Source organism: Bartonella sp. B10834G3, from assembly GCF_016102505.1.
GTDB classification, from domain to species: Bacteria; Pseudomonadota; Alphaproteobacteria; order Rhizobiales; family Rhizobiaceae; genus Bartonella; species Bartonella choladocola.
The window spans coordinates 740,584-761,259 of record NZ_JACFOM010000001.1; the positions used below are offsets into that span (position 1 = coordinate 740,584).

The 20,676-nt window shown below is 45.1% G+C and carries 21 protein-coding genes; 8 read left to right on the forward strand and 13 right to left on the reverse strand.

Annotated elements, in window-relative coordinates; all coding sequences use genetic code 11:
- Positions 1–8 precede the first annotated feature (8 nt).
- The 4 genes from H3S94_RS03195 to H3S94_RS03210 form a co-directional block, all read right to left on the reverse strand.
- Complete coding sequence (locus H3S94_RS03195) at positions 9–377, reverse strand: hypothetical protein (protein ID WP_198230482.1); 369 nt, start codon at positions 375–377, stop codon at positions 9–11.
- Between the two features lie 226 nt (positions 378–603).
- Positions 604–1,197: a DUF992 domain-containing protein gene (locus H3S94_RS03200; RefSeq protein WP_246786395.1), complete on the reverse strand. Its 594-nt coding sequence runs from the start codon at positions 1,195–1,197 to the stop codon at positions 604–606.
- A gap of 252 nt (positions 1,198–1,449) precedes the next feature.
- On the reverse strand, positions 1,450–2,034 hold the full coding sequence (locus H3S94_RS03205; RefSeq protein ID WP_198240256.1) for a hypothetical protein: 585 nt from the start codon (positions 2,032–2,034) through the stop codon (positions 1,450–1,452).
- A gap of 181 nt (positions 2,035–2,215) precedes the next feature.
- Positions 2,216–3,136 carry a DMT family transporter gene (locus tag H3S94_RS03210; RefSeq protein WP_198240257.1) on the reverse strand — a complete coding sequence of 307 codons (921 nt, stop codon included), beginning with the start codon at positions 3,134–3,136 and terminating at the stop codon, positions 2,216–2,218.
- Positions 3,137–3,606: 470 nt separating this feature from the next.
- Here H3S94_RS03210 and H3S94_RS03215 point away from each other — a divergent pair, with 470 nt between their 5' ends.
- Positions 3,607–4,224: a hypothetical protein gene (locus H3S94_RS03215; protein WP_198240258.1), complete on the forward strand. Its 618-nt coding sequence runs from the start codon at positions 3,607–3,609 to the stop codon at positions 4,222–4,224.
- Between the two features lie 119 nt (positions 4,225–4,343).
- On the opposite strand, the gene H3S94_RS03220 is transcribed toward H3S94_RS03215, so the two are convergent.
- Positions 4,344–4,931: a hypothetical protein gene (locus tag H3S94_RS03220; RefSeq protein ID WP_077990434.1), complete on the reverse strand. Its 588-nt coding sequence runs from the start codon at positions 4,929–4,931 to the stop codon at positions 4,344–4,346.
- Positions 4,932–5,117: 186 nt separating this feature from the next.
- Here H3S94_RS03220 and H3S94_RS03225 point away from each other — a divergent pair, with 186 nt between their 5' ends.
- Together H3S94_RS03225 and H3S94_RS12080 are read left to right on the forward strand one after the other, a co-directional pair.
- A complete protein-coding gene (locus H3S94_RS03225) occupies positions 5,118–5,750 on the forward strand; it encodes a hypothetical protein (protein WP_198240259.1) in 633 nt (210 codons plus the stop codon).
- Positions 5,716–7,677 (forward strand): autotransporter outer membrane beta-barrel domain-containing protein, encoded by a 1,962-nt coding sequence (locus H3S94_RS12080; protein ID WP_198240260.1) that lies wholly within the window; start codon positions 5,716–5,718, stop codon positions 7,675–7,677. The genes H3S94_RS03225 and H3S94_RS12080 overlap by 35 nt, the downstream gene beginning before the upstream one ends.
- 258 nt (positions 7,678–7,935) lie before the next feature.
- Here H3S94_RS12080 and H3S94_RS03235 read toward each other — a convergent pair whose 3' ends face one another.
- Entirely contained in the window at positions 7,936–9,126 is a 1,191-nt protein-coding gene (locus H3S94_RS03235) for a DNA recombination protein RmuC (RefSeq protein WP_198240261.1), read from the reverse strand.
- A 101-nt stretch (positions 9,127–9,227) separates the two neighbouring features.
- On the opposite strand from H3S94_RS03235, the gene def reads away from it, so the two are divergent.
- The 5 genes from def to H3S94_RS03260 all read left to right on the forward strand — a co-directional run bounded on the left by def (position 9,228) and on the right by H3S94_RS03260 (position 13,943).
- Entirely contained in the window at positions 9,228–9,758 is a 531-nt protein-coding gene (def, locus tag H3S94_RS03240) for a peptide deformylase (protein WP_077990428.1), read from the forward strand.
- Positions 9,758–10,687: a methionyl-tRNA formyltransferase gene (fmt, locus tag H3S94_RS03245; RefSeq protein WP_198240262.1), complete on the forward strand. Its 930-nt coding sequence runs from the start codon at positions 9,758–9,760 to the stop codon at positions 10,685–10,687. Before def ends, fmt begins: the two co-directional genes overlap by 1 nt.
- A 1-nt stretch (position 10,688) precedes the next feature.
- A complete protein-coding gene (gene truA / locus H3S94_RS03250; protein ID WP_198240480.1) occupies positions 10,689–11,432 on the forward strand; it encodes a tRNA pseudouridine(38-40) synthase TruA in 744 nt (247 codons plus the stop codon).
- Positions 11,433–12,069: 637 nt separating this feature from the next.
- A complete protein-coding gene (ppk2, locus tag H3S94_RS03255) occupies positions 12,070–13,002 on the forward strand; it encodes a polyphosphate kinase 2 (RefSeq protein ID WP_077990424.1) in 933 nt (310 codons plus the stop codon).
- Positions 13,003–13,073: 71 nt separating this feature from the next.
- Positions 13,074–13,943 (forward strand): transporter substrate-binding domain-containing protein, encoded by an 870-nt coding sequence (locus H3S94_RS03260; protein WP_198230476.1) that lies wholly within the window; start codon positions 13,074–13,076, stop codon positions 13,941–13,943.
- A gap of 78 nt (positions 13,944–14,021) precedes the next feature.
- Here H3S94_RS03260 and H3S94_RS03265 read toward each other — a convergent pair whose 3' ends face one another.
- The 7 genes from H3S94_RS03265 to H3S94_RS03295 all read right to left on the reverse strand — a co-directional run bounded on the left by H3S94_RS03265 (position 14,022) and on the right by H3S94_RS03295 (position 20,355).
- Positions 14,022–15,041 (reverse strand): NADP-dependent oxidoreductase, encoded by a 1,020-nt coding sequence (locus H3S94_RS03265; protein WP_198240263.1) that lies wholly within the window; start codon positions 15,039–15,041, stop codon positions 14,022–14,024.
- Between the two features lie 96 nt (positions 15,042–15,137).
- Entirely contained in the window at positions 15,138–15,761 is a 624-nt protein-coding gene (locus H3S94_RS03270; RefSeq protein ID WP_198230474.1) for a trimeric intracellular cation channel family protein, read from the reverse strand.
- 581 nt (positions 15,762–16,342) lie between these two features.
- Positions 16,343–16,621 (reverse strand): HPr family phosphocarrier protein, encoded by a 279-nt coding sequence (locus H3S94_RS03275; RefSeq protein WP_077990415.1) that lies wholly within the window; start codon positions 16,619–16,621, stop codon positions 16,343–16,345.
- Positions 16,622–16,644: 23 nt separating this feature from the next.
- Positions 16,645–17,052, reverse strand: a complete 408-nt coding sequence (locus tag H3S94_RS03280; RefSeq protein ID WP_077990414.1) for a PTS sugar transporter subunit IIA — start codon at positions 17,050–17,052, stop codon at positions 16,645–16,647.
- A gap of 154 nt (positions 17,053–17,206) precedes the next feature.
- Complete coding sequence (locus H3S94_RS03285; RefSeq protein ID WP_198240264.1) at positions 17,207–17,674, reverse strand: HPr kinase/phosphatase C-terminal domain-containing protein; 468 nt, start codon at positions 17,672–17,674, stop codon at positions 17,207–17,209.
- 29 nt (positions 17,675–17,703) lie between these two features.
- On the reverse strand, positions 17,704–19,491 hold the full coding sequence (locus H3S94_RS03290; RefSeq protein WP_198230472.1) for a sensor histidine kinase: 1,788 nt from the start codon (positions 19,489–19,491) through the stop codon (positions 17,704–17,706).
- Between the two features lie 141 nt (positions 19,492–19,632).
- The gene (locus H3S94_RS03295; protein WP_077990411.1) at positions 19,633–20,355 is read right to left on the reverse strand and encodes a response regulator transcription factor; all 723 of its coding nucleotides are present in this window, start codon (positions 20,353–20,355) and stop codon (positions 19,633–19,635) included.
- Positions 20,356–20,676: the final 321 nt, after the last annotated feature.

Here is a 20,676-nt window from a genome sequence, read left to right on the forward strand (position 1 = left end):
CAAAATTCCTATTTTTCCAATTTGAAAAAAAGTTCAAGAATTGCAAACGGTACAAAAACACCTAAAAGAAAAAATATGATTGCGACTGGCAATCTACCCAGTATTTCACTCACCCATCCGGTTTCATTGACCGGTCCTTGTGTAAGCATGAACATCTCGGCCATTGTTGTCAGATGGAAAACTCCGGTTTTGATAAAAACAATCAAATCGGACAAACCGTATAGTCCCGCAATCATGAAAAGTGGTACGCAAAAAGCGAGTGCCGTTAAACAAGCGGCGTTTTCTTTCTTTTCACGATGAATAGCGGAAGAATCCGCATCGTCATAAATAATCGGGTTTCCAAAATTATCATTTTCATAAAGATCAAGTTTGACCATCTTTATCTACCTCGCAGCATTTATAATGCTCTTTTAAACGGCAAAACTTGTGCGAGGATGGATCATAAAAAAAGACGGCCGGTGAAGTTCACCGGCCGAATCGAAATCAAAAGCTGAAAAATCTTTAAAAAATGAAAGAAAATTCACATTCTAAAGCGTGAAATAGCCTTTCCTGCGTTGCACCTATATTGTTATCGCTTCGCAATTTGCAAGGCTTTCACCTCTATCAGCGGTTTTTGTGATGAGCATTTGCCTTTTTGTGATGAACATTGGCCTTCTTATGATGGGCAACTGCTTTCTTGTGGTGATAAACTGCATGCTCTGCTGTATAGGCAGGAGCCAGCGACAATTTCGATACGCCAAGAGCAAGGTTCAACCCTTCATGTGCATCAACACTTAATGGCTGGAGCGTAAGTCCGTTGGCTGGACCAAAGCCGAGAAGCTGGCTGCCGGCACCTGCTGCCAGACTGATGCTTGAGCCGACGCCACCATAATTTCCTGCTAACGAACCATTGGAATGGGCATTGGGAGAAGTTGCAAGAACCCACCAGGTCATTTTCGTGCGGCCTGTTACGCCCAGATCAAGACCGTAATTTTCAATACGACCGACATAATGATCGTTGATCGAATGGCCACTAATCGGGATAAATTCGCAATTAAGCTCTTTTGAAGAGCTTACAAACTGCCCGATTCCGCCTTTGCTATCGCAAGTGAGTGTGCCCGAAACGAGACCTGTTGCACCGGCTTGTGTTTGCAAAGATAAAAGCGCTGTAGCTGCAAATGCCAAGGATGCCAAGAGTGTTTTCTGATGTTTCATCATTTACGTTCCTTCCTAAAACGCTAAATCCGTTCAACAACGAAAGTTACAAAACGTAGTTTCGACTGAAATATAGGGCATCACGCGCCGAAACTGAAATGTTTTAATAAATTATTACAAAGGTGTGAACTTAAATAAACGTTTTTCTGGAAAATCAAGGATGAGAGAGCACGAGCAAAAAGAAAAACCCCGACCATGCGAGCGGGGTTTCTGACCTCTTCAATCTTTGTGACTAAAATCTGTTTAGCCCATTTATCAAGGATGCGGCTCTGCCGGAGGTTCCGGTGCATCCGGCCCCTTCGGACCTTCCGGACCTTCTTTTGGACCCGGATGAGGCAAAGCATAACGTTCCAGTTTCTGTAATTGGTCAGCATCCAGAACTTTACGCAATTCACCTGCGGCAGCTTTGAATTTCTTGGCTTTTTCAGCGCGATCAAGTGTTCTGTCTGCAATCGGTTCGCCAAAAATCGGTTTTACAGCATCGGGAGCCGGTTTGGCGTCGGGTGCGGGTGGCGGCGGGGGAGTGACATCTACAAGATCAACCAGACTTGATGTGTATTTGCGCCAAGCATCCAACTGGTTTGAACGAATGCCGACAGCCGTTTCCATAGCGGAAAGCTTTTCTGCCATATGCATGCCTGCATGTGGTCCTTTAAAATGCCCCGGCCCTTTTTCAGGTCCTTTTGGCCCTTTATCATCTGGCCCCTTCGGATGATGGGGCGGTTTAGGATTATGTTGGCCATGTGGAGGTGGTGGTGTCGGTTCTGCCAAAGCAGAAGAAACGACAGCAGGTGCAAGCAATGACGAAGCAACTACTGAAGCAAGCAGTAATTTTTTCATTTTACACTCCCTTTTATAGAACAAGTAATAGAATTACTGTTATTAAACATATTGCTTAACCAATAATCTGGCCACACAAAAAGGCAAAATTACGGTAAAAATCGAGCAACTCTACGATCTTTCATTAATTCTTGGCAATGTAGGAAAAATTCCCGTTTCATTGCCAAACCATAAATGTGGTTCACTGTTTGATTCGGGCAATATCTTCTTTCGGTATTTTATGATCGACCACCTGCTTGCGATGGAAAATAAACAGCCCCGCAACAATGATAATAGCTGCTCCGATGATAATATAGCGATCCGGATAATTGTTGAAAAACATAATCCCGAAGATAATGCCCCAAAGCAAAAGTGTGTATTGCAACGGAGCCAATACGGAAGCCGGAGCAAGCTTCAACGACCTTGCTATTAAAAGATGGCCACAGCAGGAAACAATACCGAGGAGCGCCATAGCACCCCATTGCAACATTGTCGGTTCCCTCCATTGGGTGATTGTCAGAACCAGACCGACGATAAGAGCGCCTATTGTTTGCCAGGTAACAAGCACCGTGTCGGAAATATCTTTTAACACGCGGCTGAAAACAATGACCATCGAAAAACCGAAACTGCCGAGAAGCGCAAAAATTGATGGCCATGAAAGCATGGCTGACGATGGACGAAGAGCGATAATAACCCCGATAAAACCGACAAAAATCGCAAGACAACGCCGCCATCCAATGCGCTCGTTCAGGAAAAAGTGCGAAACCGCCGCCACATAAATGGGTCCTGCCATATAAAACGTAACAACGTCTGCCAACGGCAAATAAGCCACGGCTGCGTAAAACAGCCCGGTATCCATTGTTGCGAAAATTACACGCAGAAAAATAAGAAAAGGTTTTTTGGGTTTGAACAAATCGTCCGTCGAGACGGTCGTAAGCATCGGCCCTAAAATCAGAAATGCGCCAATCGAGCGTAATAAAAGAACTTGTCCCACCGAAAATGTTGCCACCAGCCACTTGCCCATGGCATCATTGGCAGCAAACATGAAGTCGCCCAACAACATCAATAATATGCCGACAAGCACAATGTGATCGGACATTTTCACCGCTTTGAACCAATTCATAGGATTGTCTCACGCATTATAAGTCATTCAAGGAATCACAGATCGGAAAGCAGAATTGACAGATAAGTAAAATTTTGTCCATTGCATTTTCTCCGCTTACAATAAGCAGGCAGACTATAAACCGGTAATGTCGGAAACTTGTTTAACAGCGCTTCCTGACCGGAATGAATCTTCATAAATCACGGTAGACCTAATGACATTTTTTCAAAACAGATAACAATGTCATTAGGTGAAACGTCTGAAATCTATATAGTGCTTAAATCGGAAATTTATACGTCCTGCTATCGTTTATGATGAATTCCGGAAGACACGGCCGGATAATCAATCACTCCAGCCTATAAAATTATAGTAAATAATGACAGATCGCTTTATAAACTTATGCTCATCCTCGTATAAAATGATAAAGCAACATTTCATTTAACGTCCACCAATGATCGCATCATTTTCAGCTTCAAGATCGGGAGAAAAAAATGGCCGATAAAAAACTCGAAGAAACCCATCTTATAAGCGATGTCAAACTTCCCAACGATGAAAAAAGCCTGAAAGCCATCATCAATGAGGCAAATGGTCAAATTCCCGTATGGGAAGGTGGTGTATTCATACCGCTTGCATTTCTTGTTCTGGGAATAGCCCTGATCGGCACCGCCTACCAGAATTTTCAAATAGGCAAAATGATGACAATGGTCATTCTGGGAGCTTTGGCAATTTTATTATTTATCATTCTCATCCGGACAATGATACGCCGACGCATACCCTATATGGTGCTGACACCGGAGGGTTTGGAAACCACAGTCTTCAAAACTCCTGTTCCGTGGCGCGGTATAACAGATTTCCAGATCAACTCTTCAAAAAGCAATTCGATGAATATTGCAGTCGGCATGGAATTTTTGATCGACGATAAATTTTTGCCCGAAGAAAACACGAAATGTCGCGGCGGTTCGTATTATGATAAAGCGAAAAAGAAATTGATGATTTCCGGCTTCAATTTCCGGCTTGAAACCAATCGCGATAAATTAATTAACGAACTTGATAAATATCGCAATGCTGCAATTGCCCGCCATAAACTGGAAATGAAAAAATATAAATAAATCTCTGAAGTCTTTTTCTCTCGCCTTTATGCCAAAAGGCGCATGATTGCGATGAATCATGCGCCATATATTTTTCAAAGCCGTTTACCAAGATCGGTCTTATTATATAAGATGTGGTTTCAGCGACGGCCACACCGGCGCAATTGCTGGTCATAACGACGTGCCATCTGGTCGGTCCGCTCCGCCGCCGACAAAATAGCTCCGCTTGCCCGACCACCGGTCCGCGCATAAGCACTATGTCCCATATAATAATTGAGATAGAGTGCATAAGCATTGTTAGGGTTGATACCGTTAAGTCTTACACTTTGACTATGATACCAGCCGATAAAATCGGCAGCATCTGCAAAATTGGTGCGCTTTGCTCCACGATTGCCCGTCGCACGGATATAATGCTCCCATGTTCCGTCAAGAGCTTGTGAATATCCATAGGCTGAAGACCGACGCTTCCATGGAATAAAGCCGAACAGTTTTTTGCGCGGCGGACGGGCATTATGTTTGTAGCCGGATTCGGTATTCATCGTTGCCATGATAATCGGCATCGGTATACCGTAACGGCTTTCTGCCTTTTTGGCCGATTTTTCCCAATTATTGAAAAAACCGTCCTTTTGGTCAAAAACGGCGCAAACATTACTTGTGTGCGTGGGAACTTTTGATGCGCAACCACCCAACACCGTTACGAGCGCCACGAGAAACACTATGCGCTTCATGATAAATACCTCTGTTTTAACTAACGAGGATATAGTGGTCGTCTTAACAGATTGTTAAGATGTTTGTTAACTATAATTCCAGATTTCTCGCCGTTAACGAGCATCACCGACGCCCATTGCAACTATTTATTTAGACTTGAAAATGAGAATTGTCCCAAAATTCTACTCAATTTAAGGACATTTCTCATGAAGTGCTTCAATCTGAAAGTTCACACGAATGGTTTGGGGGCTACGGCACTCGCAGGAACTTTGGGAATTAGCATTCTTTCCCTGACAGCTATTCAACCTGTTATGGCACAATCGGTTTATCTTTCCGGTGGTGGCGGTGGTGGCGGGTCGCTAACGGGACTTGGTGGCAATGGTGCGGGTGGTCTCATCGCTTCTACTAAACCTGACACTCCAAATTACGGTAGTTCCGGAACCGAACCAAACGGCGGCAAAGGCGGATTAGGCGGCTCTGACAGCATATCTGGGAAAAACGGTCTGACTTCGGAAGAGGCGGACACGCTAGGCGTTTCAGTATCCCCTTCTATAACAGGTTTTGAAGATGAAAAACGTGATGGTTCAGGCGGACAAGGCGGCAAAATCAGCGCCGAATTAACAAAAGATATAACAGTTGAAAGTATTATTCTTGAAGCCGGTAACGGTGGCGAGCCAGGACGAGATCAAGACAACACAACAGGTGCTTTGGGTATCGGCGGAGACGGCGGCGACGCGACGCTAACCGGTGACAATAGAAAAATTACTATCAATAATACTATAAGCCTGACGAGTGGCCGTGCCGGTGGTTCCGATAATCAAAAAAGCAAGGGGGGGTAATGTCGGTTTTACGACGGATAAAATTATCGTAGGTGCGGACAAAGAAGCGACGATACATCTTGAACGCAATGATGGACAACTTTTATTCAGAACCGGTGAATTTGACGCGACAAAAGGCGATGCGATTATCAATCTGGCTAATACCAAAACTTGGACCAGCAATAATAACGATGGTGTCAAATTAGGCAATCTGAAAATCGGCATGGGACGCAAAGTAACTATCACCGGAAATGGCGACTATTTTATTTCGTCATTGACAATCGGAAATAAAGTAGAGGACCCAAGCACCGAAGGTGAAGACGACAGCGCTGTTATTCAACCTGCAAAATTTTGGATTAACAAAGATCTGATTTTAGATTCAAAACCAAAAGATCCAAATTCAAAAGATCCGAATCCAGACGATTCAGCTCCTAAATTAATTTTCTATCTCCCTGAAAACATTCAAAATGGCGATTCTTTGTTGAAGATGACAGGCGATGGCAAAGTTTCAATCAATAATGCTGCGGTTGCGCTCAGACTTGCCGGCACCGATTTACGCCGTTTGAACCCTGGTGACCAGATCAGATTGATTGATGGTGACGTTATTGGAAATTCGTCAACGACAAAACAGACAGTTTCAAATGGTGCAAAAAATTGGAACTTTGATATTGCCACACAGAGAGAAAATCTGATTGCCTCGCTGAAAGGGCCGACATCTCCTACAAATACCGGTGACGAAACGGGTAAGGGGGATAATTCGGGACTAAGTGACCAATCCGGAAACAATAGTGATTCGGGTAAAGATAATAATTCCGGAAAAGAAAATGATACCGATAAGCACACCGATAGCGGTTCCGGCAACAACGGTTCAAATAACGAAAACTCGAATAACCAAAATAACAAACCTGATAGCAACAATCCGAACGATGGAAAAGGCAACAATGACCCCCGTCCGAGTCTTATCGGAAAAGATGATGGCAAAGGTAATATTTATACCGATGACTATGGTGCGGTAACAATTAACCGCGCTAAAGCAAACGCTTATTTCCAGAGCAACGCGGCAGCACTCAACGCTCTAAACTATGGTGCTGACCAGATTGCTTCGATTGACGATTATGTTCTACCGATGGATGTCAAAAAATTCGGTCAGACTGTTGAAGGCGTTGTTTTCCTGCAAGGCAGCGGTTTCAAGCAAAAAGTCGAAACCGGAAGCCATATCAAGAATGAAGGTTATCATTTGATGGGTGGCGGCGGTATCCGTTACCATGAAGATCAAGGCAATCTTCTTGCAACTGTCTTTATCGAACACGGCGATGGCGATTTTGACACCTACCATCAAAAAATTCATGGCAAAGGCGATTTCAGTTATACCGGTGGTGGCCTTTATGCCAAACAGACGTGGGATAATGGCTGGTTTATCGACGGTTCGGGACGCGCAGGACGTGTCAAACGGGATTTCAAGAGCGGTGACATCGTGAATGGCGGCTTTGATGATAAAAGTTCCAACTATTACGGCTTCCATATCGGTGGCGGTAAAGAGCTTGAAATTTCGACCGATAATAAACTGACTTTGAATGGTCGTTTGTTGTGGACCGAAATAGAGGATTTCTCTACTGTATCAAAAGCTCATGAACATCTCGGCTTCGACAGTGCCCGCTCTGTCCGCACACATCTGGGGGCGAGAGTTGACCATAGTGTTACCCAACAGGCAAAACTTTATGCCGGTGCGGCATGGGAACAGGAACTTGATGGCGAGATCGAAGGCAAACTCGACAGTTATCGCGTTGACAAGCCCGACTTCAGCGGTGCAAGTGCCGTCTTTGAAGTCGGTGGCAAATACGAGCAAAATCAGGGAATGCAGGGCTGGGTTGCCAATGCCGGTGTCAAAGGCGTTGCCGGCAAACGTGATGAAATTTCCGGTAAAGTCGGTGTTGGCTATCGTTGGTAACACTGAGAACCGGTGTTCGTGAATAAAATACAAGGTTGCGGCACAGAATAATCACTGTCTATGCCGCAACTTTTGAATGTGACCTCTTGATATTGCCGCTATACGCGTCACTGTCGATATGTCACTGGCGATATGTCATTGTCGATATGTCAGTGCCGAACAGGGCGAAATCTCTCTATATTGATTTTTTTAAACTCCGGCAGTTTTGTCGATAGAGTTCTAACAGCTTGCCTCGCTAGCCTGCCGTGAAAGATAAAGCTATTTTTGAATATCCAACCCCAGTTGCGGAGCCGGCTCTGTTGATGGCATATCGGTTTTATCCGGCTCTTTCAAATCGAGTTGTGCAATCCGGTCTCCACGAGTTTTGATTTTTCCGGTTGTCGTAAGAATATCCTCGACATCTTTGCAAGCGTTTTTAAAGTGACCTTGCAATTTGGTGACCCGATCATCGAGCCGCACAACCTCTTCCATCAAACTCCCGACCTGTTTTTGTATCAAATGCGCTTGTTCACGCATACGGGCATCTTTCATAATGGCTTGTACCACCTGAATCGATAACATTAGAAGAGATGGTGAAACAATAATGACATGCGCACGATTGGCCTTTTGTACGATTCCTTCAAAATCTTCATGAATTGTTGCAAAGATTGATTCCGAAGGCACAAACATGAAGGCTGTATCCTGAGTTTCTCCGGAAATAAGATATTTTCCGGAAATAGCCTTTATATGCGTATCCATATCGGTCTGGAACTGGCGTTCGGCAGCCTGTTTTTCCTGAGGCGTCGGCGCCTCGCGCATATTGTTCCACGCTTCCAGCGGAAATTTTGCGTCAATAACCAATGACGGGGCATGATTTGGCATAAAAACCAGACAATCCGGCCGTGTGCCATTGGAAAGAGTTGCTTGAAAAGCATAGGCATTGGGGGGCAAAGCATCGGAAATAATGGCTTCCATTCTGCCCTGCCCGAATGCTCCGCGGGTTTGTTTGTTACTCAAAATCGCCTGCAACTGCACAACCTGACCGGCAAGCGACTGGATGTTGTTTTGCGCCGTATCAATAACGGCCAATCTTTCCTGTAATCTGGCAAGATTTTCGTGTGTCGATTTTGTCTGGGCATTGATTGTCTGGCCGAGATTATTGCTCATGCCGGTCAACTGTTCACGAATCGACTGGTTGAGTTCGGCCTGACGGCGGCCGAATATTTCGGCCATTGTTTGCATGCGTCCTTGCATTTCGGCTTGTGTTTTCAAAAGCTCGTTCATGTGGATTTCGGCGTCTCTTGCCCGTTCTGCAACCTGTGTATCAAGAACCGATCGCCGCCGGTTAGCGCCAATAATTGTAATAACCAGAATAACGAGAATGGCAGCAAGGATCACAAGCAGGCAATCCATCAGATTAAAAGCAAAACCTGCAATTGTGAGCAAAGGTTGTGAAGTCGAATCAAACATTTTTCAAGATTAGCGGTTTTCCGGTCACAAAGCGATCAAAAGGCTGAGAAAATCAACAATATCACATTGACGTATGAAATGTGATTGATTACCTCTTCTTTATGTCGATAAAACCTTTAGTTATTCTCCCTGATCCTATTTTGCGCAAGGTTTCCAAACCGGTCGAGCGCGTCGATAAGCCATTGCAAAAATTGGCCGATGATATGTTGGAAACAATGTATGAAGCGCCCGGCATCGGATTGGCAGCAATCCAGATTGGCGAACCGTTACGTTTATTGGTGATTGATGTTGCCGGTAAAGATGAACCCAAGGCACCACAAGTCTTCATCAATCCGGAAATTTTGTGGCGCTCCGACGAGCCGAATGTTTATGAAGAAGGCTGCCTTTCCATTCCGGATTATTACGCGGAAGTAGAACGGCCGAAACGTGTACGCGTAAGCTATCTTGATCGCGAGGGTCAAGAGAATGAAATCGAGGCGGACGGATTGCTCGCAACCTGTTTGCAGCACGAAATTGACCACCTCAACGGCGTTCTGTTTATCGACCATATATCCAGATTGAAACGTGATATGGTCATTCGCAAATTTAAAAAACTGGCCAAAGAAAAGGCACAAAGCGGAGCGCGATTGTAATGTCTTTGCGGCTTGCCTTTATGGGAACGCCGGAATTTTCGGTTCCTGTCCTTGAAGCTCTTCATAAAGCAGGCCACGAGATTGTGGCTGTCTATAGTCAGCCGCCGCGTCCGGCAGGCCGACGCGGATTGGAGCTTACCCCTACACCGGTTGCCTCTGCTGCCGAAAAACTCGGCATTGAGGTTCTCACTCCCAAAAGTTTGAAAGACCGGCAAGAACAGGAACGTTTTTCGTCATTCAAGCTGGATGCGGCAATTGTTGTGGCTTATGGACTTTTATTGCCAAAAGCCATTCTTGAAGCGCCGCGCTTTGGCTGTTTTAACGGACATGCTTCACTTTTGCCACGTTGGCGTGGTGCTGCTCCCATCCAGCGCGCAATTATGGCCGGTGATAAAAAAACCGGTATGATGATTATGAAAATGGATGAAGGCCTTGATACCGGCCCTATCGCACTTTCCAAATCAATCAACATTGCCCCCGATATGACTGCAGGTGAACTTTATGACGAGTTGGAAAAAATTGCCGCTCCTCTCATGGTTGAAGCCATGGAAAAACTGGAACAAGGTGATCTCGCATTGACCCCCCAGAAATCGGAAGGGGCGACTTATGCCAAAAAAATCACCAAGGATGAAACCCGCATTGACTGGTCAAAACCGGCAAAAGAGCTGCAAAAACGTATATGCGGGCTTTCGCCTTTTCCGGGAAGCTGGTGCGAAATGGAATTTTCCGGCAAAAAGGAACGCGTCAAGTTATTAAAAGCTAAACTTGTTGATGGTTCTTCTCTTGGTGTCGGCCATGTCGACCCTGAAACCTTGACAATCCATTGTGGCGAGGGACGTTTACAAATTACACGCTTGCAAAAATCCGGCGGAAAAGCCATGGATGCCGGTACTTTCTTGCATGGCTTTCATGTCACTCAAGTTTATTGATATGGCGCGCTTCAAATTAACAATCGAATATGATGGAACCAATTATTGCGGGTGGCAAAGACAGGATGGCTTAAGAACTGTTCAAGCCGCCATTGAAGAGGCTGTTTTTGCTTTTTCCGGAGAAAAGGTAACCGTTTTTGGAGCCGGACGCACCGATGCGGGCGTTCATGCAACCGGTCAGGTTGCCCATGTCGATCTTGAAAAAGATTTGAGACCCGACAGGGTGCGGGATGCCATCAATGCACATTTGACGCTAAACAAGGAAAATGTCGCGATTTTAAAGTCGGAAAGCGCAAGTCAGGATTTCGATGCACGTTTTTCTGCCCGAAAACGCCATTATCATTTCATCATTTTGAACCGGCGCGCACCCGCAGTTCTTGAAGCAAACCGGGTCTGGTGGTTTCCTAAAAAACTGGATGCGGAAAAAATGGACGAGGCGGCAAAACGGCTTCTGGGACTTCACGACTTCACCACATTCCGTTCAAGCGAATGTCAGGCCAAGAGTCCGATCAAAACGCTGGATCAGCTTGATGTCAAACGCAGTGGCGATGAAATCCATATTTATGCAAGCGCACGTTCATTCCTTCATAACCAGATACGATCTTTTGCCGGAAGTTTGATGGAAGTGGGCGTTGGCCGTTGGACGGCAGATGACCTTGAAGATGCATTGAATGCCAAAGATCGCAGCCGCTGCGGCATGGTTGCTCCACCTTCCGGCCTTTATCTGACGAAAGTGGATTATTGATTTCAACAGAAGGCAGTTTTTACAAGATTGCCAGATAATCATATGTGTTTTAAAAAAATCAAATCCGGTAAAATTTTCCGTTTGTTCAACAGAAATACCTGTCACAATATTTTTTTTAAAAAAGAGCCTCCGGTTTTCAGGCGAAAAACTCTTTTTATGAGCGAAAATGGCGGCCTCGAAAATTTGGTTTCCCGAAATTATCATATGTCGGTGCTGATCTTTCACCTGTCGGTGCCGATCGTTCATTGACCGGAACGCTTATCAAAAATAGTTTTCTTCAAATAGCCGCCTCACCCACATAGCATTCAATCGACGATAGCCGATTATTTTGAAGCAATTTTGAAAAAAACAGCCACTTCTTCCAAGAAAATAACATAACATTTCCAGTATAGTTTTTACCTCCTCAGGCGACTTTAACCGCAATCTGTGAAAACAGTCTATATTTTTCAACAAAAAGACCAAAAGGCATTTTCTTTTTTGAATATGAAGTTTTATAGTCCTTCCATTGGGTGTTTTTTTGTGCCCGGCACATTTCGCTCAGAGGGATTTTTATTTTGTACAAGGCTTCCAACCGGTTTCAATAATTGTTTTTCAACTTTCTGTTCGGAAACGGTTGTCTATTAATAAGGGAATTATTGTGGCTCAGAAATCGAAAAAAACAGACCAGTCAAAACACGAAAAAGATGATGCGGGCATCAAATTAACAGTTGCGGGAAAAAAGCGCGTCTTCGATGTTAACGAACCGAAGCTTCCCGAATGGATTGAAAAAAATGCTTTGACATCAGGCAACTATCCTTACGACAAAAAAATGCCCCGTAAGGAATATGAAGAAACACTGCAAGCTTTACAAATCGAACTTGTCAAATTGCAGTCCTGGCTTCTTGAAACCGGCGAGCGGGTGGTTGCTCTGTTTGAAGGGCGTGATGCTGCCGGTAAAGGCGGTACAATTTTTACACTCCGCCAATATATGAACCCCCGTACTGCGCGCAACGTCGCTTTGCCAAAACCCGACGAAACCGAAAGTGGTCAGTGGTATTTCCAGCGTTACGTACGTCATTTTCCGACACATGGAGAATTCGTCACATTCGACCGTTCATGGTATAACCGCGCCGGTGTCGAATCGGTGATGAAATTTGCCAGCCCCGCCCAGGTTGAAACATTTCTTGCCGAAGCACCGACCTTTGAAAAATTGATTGTTTCGGACGGTATAAGATTTTTCAAAATCTGGCTCGACATCGGGCAGGAAATGCAATTGAAACGTTTCCATGAACGCCGCCACAGCCCGCTAAAACACTGGAAGTTCTCGAAAATGGATGAAGCGGGGATTACGCTTTGGGATGAATACGGAAAAGCTGCCGACCGCATGATAGAACGTACCCATTCCGCCATGGCTCCTTGGACAATTGTCAAATCCAACGATAAAAGACGTGCACGCCTTGCGGTGATCCGCCGTGTTCTTCTCTCTATCCCTTATGCTGATCGTAATATTTCGGCAATCGGTCCGGAGGATGAAAAAATTATCGGCGTCGGTCCGGATTTTTTGCGCCACGCCAGTGAAAATCTCATCTGAAGAATGAAACAGAATAGGCATTGTTGCAGTCAATGCCTATTTTTTCATATTGATACCGGAATATTTATGTTATGCGGATAATCACTATGCTGCATCATAAAAAGTCATTATCCGCAATGTTCGGTTTTTTGTGTCTCGTTGTGTTTTCGACAACGGGGGAAGCGGCCGATAGCGTGGCCTTGCCACATTTTTTTGATGCTCAGGAACGGCTCAATCACCCTGATCTTGGCACACTTCCGCGCCTTAGATTTCTTACAACTGTCGATTTTCCGCCGTTCAATTTTGTTGATAAAACGGGGCGACTCTCCGGATATAATATTGATCTTTTTCGTGCCATTTGCACGGAATTGAAGCTCGAACAGGTTTGCGAAGTAGAGGCTGTGCCTTGGGACGAACTTATCCCCCATATCAATAACAATGGGGGGGAAGCCATTATCGCCGGCATGAACGAAACACCTGAAACAGCCAAAAGCCTGATTTTTACCCAAAGTTATTTGCGTTTTCCTGCCCGTTTTATTGGCTCCGGAAATGTAAGTCTTACCGAACCGGTAGGAAAAAGCTTAAAAAAATACAAAATCGGTATCGTGGAAAAGAGCGCTCACGAAGCACTTTTTGCTGCCTATTTTCCCGGAGTTAAATGGCAAAAATTCGTAAATAATGAAAGCCTGCAAGCTGCTTTGAAAGCGAAAAGCATTGATCTTGCATTCGGCGACGGTATGGCATTCTCGCAATGGTTGAATGACCCTCAATCGGAAAATTGCTGCCAATTTGTTGGAGGCGCTTATATTGCTCCGCAATTTTTACAAAGCGGCCTTAGAATTGCGGTTCAAAAAAACAATCCGCAACTTGCCGAAGCGTTGAATTATGCTTTGAAATCACTGGAGCGCAAAGGAAAACTCACCGAACTTTATCTGCGTTATTTCCCGATCGGTTTCTATTGAAGGCTCTTCAAAAGGATTTTGAAAAATCCCCGAATAATGGTGCTATCTGACAGCACCATTATCAAGTTTTCAGCGCCACTATAAGCGGATGATGACTTTGCCGAAATTTTTACCCTGAAGAAGGCCGATAAATGCTTCCGGTGCGTTTTCCAAACCTTCAGTAATATCTTCACGATATTTAAGGTGACCCTTTTTCAACCATTCTTGTGCCTGAACAATGAATTCAGGTCTTTGCTGCTCGAATTCCCGCTCGATAAAACCGCGAACAAGCAAACTTTTTATAAGAATCGTTCTCATCAATTCCGGTAAGCGGTCAACATCGTGGCTCGCATTCTTGACGCCGTTATATTGGGCGATCAAACCACAAAGAGGTATACGGGCAAAAGGATTTAAAAGGGGAAATACCGCGTCCCACACCTTTCCGCCGACATTTTCATAGTAAACGTCAATGCCTTCCGGGCAGGCCTTGGCGAGGCGTTCGGCAAAATCGCTGCTTTTGTGGTCGAGCATGACATCAAAACCCAACACATCACGGCCAAAAGCACATTTTTCCGGACCACCGGCAATGCCGACTGCCTTGGCACCAGCGATTTTCGCGAGTTGCCCGACCATGGACCCGACAGTTCCGGTTGCTGCGGCAACAACCACCGTCTCGCCCTTTTTCGGTTTACCGATGTTGCGCATTCCGGCATAGGCTGTAAAACCCGGCATACCAAGAATACCCAAAGCGGTTGATAGTGGCGCGTCAAAATTGTCGAGTTTTTTTAAGTTTTCACCTTTTTCTATGCTGTAACTCTGCCAGCCGCTTGCCGAGAGAACCTTGTCGCCTTTCTTGAAATCTTTGTGGTTGGAAATGACAACTTCCCCCACAGTACCACCGATCATGACATCACCGATAGCAACCGGCTTATCATAGGAAGGCTCATCCGACATACGTTGGCGCATATAAGGATCCAGTGACAGATAAATGACCTTTATCAACACTTCGCCACTCTTCGGTTCCGGAAGCTTGACTGTTTCAAAAGCAAAATTGTCTTTAACAGGGAGTCCGTGCGGACGGGACGAGAGCACAATGCGTGTTGAACGGATTTCTTCCATTACTGATTTTCCTTTCGTATTTTCCAATCAAAAGATGGACTTCGGAAAGTCGGCTGTCAACAAACGTCAAGTTGGAATCTGTCCACGACATGCGGTCTATTTCGGGCGATTTGGCGTTTTCAATGTAATCGGTGGAAGATTGATCTGATAATGCATTGATATGATGCGGATAAAGGTACAAACCGCAATTGCTGCCCATATAGCAATGGTTGGCGATATAAGCCTTGCCGACCCTAAAAGAACAATAGCCGAGCCGACAATAGCGGCACTTGCATAAATTTCCTTGCTAAAAATTATCGGTGTGCGACCGGTCAAAATATCGCGTACACACCCCCCTCCTACAGCACTCGCACATCCGAGAATGATTGCTATCTGGATATTGCCGGTTATCTGATAGGCTTTGTCCGAACCGAATGCGGCAAAAAAACCGAGACCCAAAGCATCAAGCCAGAGAGTCGGTTTTTCCATACGCATAATCAGTTCCTGACAAAAAATGCCGAGCAATACTGCACCGATAATGGCGAGCAGATATTCGACATCGGTCAGTCCGACAGGTGGTGTTGCCCCCAAACACAAATCGCGCATGATTCCGCCACCGCAAGCGGTAGCCATTGCAACGACAAAAACGCCAAAAAAATCGAAACCTCGCCGGATACCGGCACTGGTACCACTCAACGCAAAAACAAAAGTGCCGATAACATCAATTGAATGAAGGAGCATCCGTCAACCTTTTAAAAATCGCATTGCTGTTTTAAGTTATCTTATAACGATTTCCATTTAATGCACATTCGCCTGATTGGTAGCAATTTCCCCGCCTTTTCTGTTTCATGCAAGAGGCCGCATGATTGGTAACCAAAGCTTCAAACGAATATAATGACCCCGAAAATTCTTACCCCTTCTATTGCCGGCACTTGCCAACAAGAGTTGGAGAATTTTCTGCGCAAATCTGCCAAACGGTCACCCGTTATCACGACTGTGTTTAATTAACCCCGAATACATCCTGAAAGATAAATTCTCTTCCCCCCAACATGGAAAATGGAGATCGGGGCGTAATGAAATTTTCAGAAAGAACCAGCCACGACCGGAGCAGAATAGAAATGTCGAAGTAGTTTTTTTGAAATGAATGTTTTTACGTGAATGTATTTATCTATCAGGAAATAAATTCAGGAAACAAAATATATAAGCATTCGACCCGATTTACATAAGCAAGTGAACTGATGAAAATGTTTCGACCGCCTCGATATGTCCATTCGCCGGATTTTACATCAATGCCCCGATTTCCAAACGTTGAACCAAAATTTTCAGCTCTCTTCGCCGAATTTGTCATTCACGAGTTTTTCAAGTGCATCAAGCACTTCGACGGCTTCCTTACCATGGGTTGTAACGTCAATATGACTGCCTTGAGAAGCAGCCAACATCATTAACCCCATGATCGAATTGCCGCCGACTGTCTGCCCGTCTTTTTCGACTTCCACAACAGCATCAAATGCATCGACGGTCTGGACAAACTTTGCCGATGCACGCGCATGAAGCCCGCGTTTGTTAGAAATAACCAATTGTCTTTTGAAAGAAATGTCCATTTTTCCCGCACAGAACTGTTTATCTATTCGTCCGATAACAACATGCTTGGAACATTGATATATTTTCTTCCGGCATCCTGAGCGGCTTTCAATGCGTCGATCAATTCAATATCATTACATTGGCGCACTGATGTGAGTTTGATAAGCATTGGCAAATTGACACCGGCAATCACTTCAATCTTGCCTTCCTGCATGATTGAAATAGCAAGATTGGAAGGCGTTCCACCGAACATATCAGTCAGAATGATGACACCTTGTCCACCATCGACCGAGGCGACAGCTTCAACAATATCATTTCGACGTTGATCCATATCATCATCAGGGCCAATACACACGGTGGCAAATTTCTCCTGAGGACCTACAACATGCTCGACCGCATGTAAAAATTCTTCAGCCAATCTGCCGTGCGTTACAAGCACGAGTCCGATCATTCACAATGCTCCTGTCACCAGCGCCCCAACTGTTTTGTCACTTGGAAATCAACAGTAAGTTCTTTATTGTGGCAGGGGTTTTCTTCCCTGCCAAGAAAAATCTTTATCCACGCAAGAAAAATATTGTTTTTCAACATGATTTAACTGGCTAAATTCATTTCTTCCAAGCTGTTTTGAAACAAAATGCTTCAATCGCCTGACAAATGGTGATCGCATCTGCACGATCCAAAGTCGGAAGAGTATAAAGCGGGCGTTCTATACCACAATAGGTTATTGTCTTACCCGAAGGATAGCGCTCGCCATCATTTGATAATAAAACTATGAAGTCAATTGCCGTTTCTCTGCGGAAAGGCATTTGATAAAGACCGGCTCCCCTGATTTCTATGCCACCGGCAAGTTCTTCCGGCACCTGTCCGTAAAGCTTTCCGTCTTGCGGGAATAATCGCGTATAATCATCACTGACAAGACAGCCATTATGCCCCGCCCATGAGGCGCGTTCAATCAAAGCCAGTGTAAGTGCCGATTTACCGGATGCGGAAGCTCCGGTAAGTAAAACACCTTTCTCCCCAAGGATAAGACAATTTGCATGAAGTGTGAGGGGATGTTCAGCGCTTTCGGACACAATCTGTTCCTTGTTTTAAAAGGGAATTATTATTTTTCGAGTGGCAAGACGATAATAAAACGTGCACCCAGTTTTTTATCAGGGTCTTTGTCGGAATAGATATTTTCCGCTGTCAAAGTCCCATTATGCGCTTCAATAATCTGGCGACTTATCGAAAGTCCAAGCCCCGAATTTTTACCGAATGACTCGGCACCCGGACGATCTGTATAAAAGCGTTCAAAAATCCGGTCGATTTTTTCGGCACGAATTCCCGGACCATTATCTTCCACCGTCAAAACCAGTTTTGAACCTTCGGCATGCATAGCAAGTTTTATTTTTCCGTTTTCGGGAGGAATAAAAGAACGTGCATTTTCAATCAGATTGGATACCACCTGCCCCAAACGGAGATCATGGCCTGCAACGATATATTTTTTGCCTCCATTACGCGGCTTTATTTCGAGTTCGATGGTTGCCGAAACCTTGTTGCGACGCACTTCTCTCGATGCTCTTACAATATTATCAAGCAAAGCAACCATATCCACTTTATCGGATGTCTCGCGTGCAAGTTCCGCATCAAGCCGCGATGCATCAGAAATATCGGTAATGAGACGATCAAGACGGCGCACATCCTGCTGGATAATATCGAACAACCGTTCGCGCGCCTCATGCGTTTTTGCAAGTGGCAAGGTTTCCACTGCACTTCTGAGCGACGTGAGCGGATTTTTCAATTCGTGGCTGACATCGGCTGCAAATTGTTCGATTGCCTCGATACGAGTGTAGAGCGCGTCGGTCATATCGCGGATTGATGTCGACAGATGCCCGACTTCATCTTGCCTGTCGGAAAAATCCGGAATTTCAACACGTTTGTTGGTGCCATGGCGGACACGGTCAGCCGCCGCCGACAATTTGCGCAAGGGATTTGCTATCGTATATGCAAGGAAAAGCGAGAGAACGAGAAGCACAGCCGCAACAACCGCAAAAACCTTGAAAATTGCAAGCCGTTCCGCCGTTACAATATTGTCAATATCGGATCCCGCTGTCGACAATAACAAGACACCGACCACCGAATGATAGCGTTGCACCGGTACAGCAACGGAAACAACCAGTTCACCTTGCGAGTTGCGCCGTTGTGCGGTTGCCAGAATTCCGTTCATTGCTTTGACAACTTCCGGATAGACCGCGCCATTTCCACCCAACTGATCTTTATCGACAACAATATCGTTTCCATAAATCGTATTGGTGAGCCAATTTCTGAACCGCTCCAGAATACCGGGTTTGTCTTCTGCAATGGGAGGAAGATTATAACTTAAAACCTGACCGCTCGAATAGAGCACCATTGAATCAAGAAGCAGGTTGGCATCTCTATCATAAATGCGGGCACGCGTTGTCTCTGGCGAAATGACATTGCGCAATAATGGCGCAACACGTTCCGGATTGATCGGAAAATCCCAATTTTCTGTCGATTCCGCTTTCGGCGTTATACTTTCGCCTGCCTGCAACTCCATCAGCTTTTCCGGATCAATCAGGATAGAATTGGTGTCAACCGTTGCCGAAGCGGCAATGGCACCGGCAATAATTTTCCCTTGTGTGCGTAAGGATTCTATTTTTGCATCAATCAACCCATCACGGAATTGATTAAGATACATAATGCCGACAACAAGCACACAAAGTGCTGCAAGGTTGAGAATAACGATACGACGTGTCAGACTTGAAAAGAGAAGTTGCTCGAAAAGATAATGGCCACGCCTGCGCAAGCGCCCGAAACGGGAGGTCTTGTGAGAACGCTTTACCTGTTCTGCCTTTTCGTCTTTACCCGCTGTTGCTTCCTCGGAAACCATCCGGTCGCCCGCACCTTTCAGAGCAAAGGCATATGACGGAACATATGCTTTTGCCGACTGTTAATAACCGTAACGATCCCGCCAGTCACCAAATAAACCGGTTTTGATCGGCGGGACAATCGTTATATCTCATTACCGGCTTTATACCTCACGAAACCGGTAGCCAACTCCGTAAAGAGTTTCAATCATTTCAAAATCGTTATCAACCTGCTTGAATTTTTTACGCAACCTTTTGATATGGCTGTCAATGGTGCGATCGTCGACATAAACCTGATCGTCATAAGCAGCATCCATAAGCGAATCCCGGCTTTTAACCACTCCTGGGCGCTGTGCAAGTGCCTGCAAAATGAGGAATTCGGTAACCGTCAAAATAACCGGTTCACCTTTCCATGTGCAAGTATGACGCTCCTGATCCATAACAAGATCGCCGCGTTCGATCGAAGTAGCGGCCTGGGTATTGGCCTTGACCGGTTCGCCGCGAGCCGCCGCACGTCTTAGAACCGCCTTGACACGTTCGACGAGAAGGCGTTGGGAAAACGGCTTGGTGATAAAATCGTCCGCCCCCATTTTCAGGCCGAAAAGCTCGTCGATCTCGTCATCCTTCGAGGTGAGAAAAATAACCGGCAGATCGGACTTCTGGCGCAAGCGCCGCAACAGCTCCATACCGTCCATCCGGGGCATCTTGATATCGAAGATTGCAAGATTGGGGGGTCTTGCTGTCAAACCTTCAAGGGCAGAAGCACCATCCGTGTAGGTCTCTACGCGGTAGCCCTCCGATTCGAGGGCTATCGACACCGATGTCAGAATGTTGCGATCGTCATCGACAAGTGCAATTGTCTGTGTCGTGGTTGCAATATCTTTCATAGTTTTCCGACTCTTTCTTGCGGTTTTATTTTTGCTGCAACATTCCATTCAATGTTTGAAACGTCGCTGTTTATTTTTACACATATGTTTTCTTTATATGGGTGTCTTGAACGCTTTTGCAAAACAAATGTGGTACAAATTGTGGCAGAGATCACGAAAGTCTTTGATTCAATAACGAAAAATGCCTTTCTTTGTCACGTCAGGATAAACGCGGGTCACATGGTGAAGTTTCATTAACTGCATCTTTTAAAAAAATTAAATTTTTTTAAATCGATTAAATATTTGATATTTAATATTTTTTCTGATTTTAGGAGGAAACAC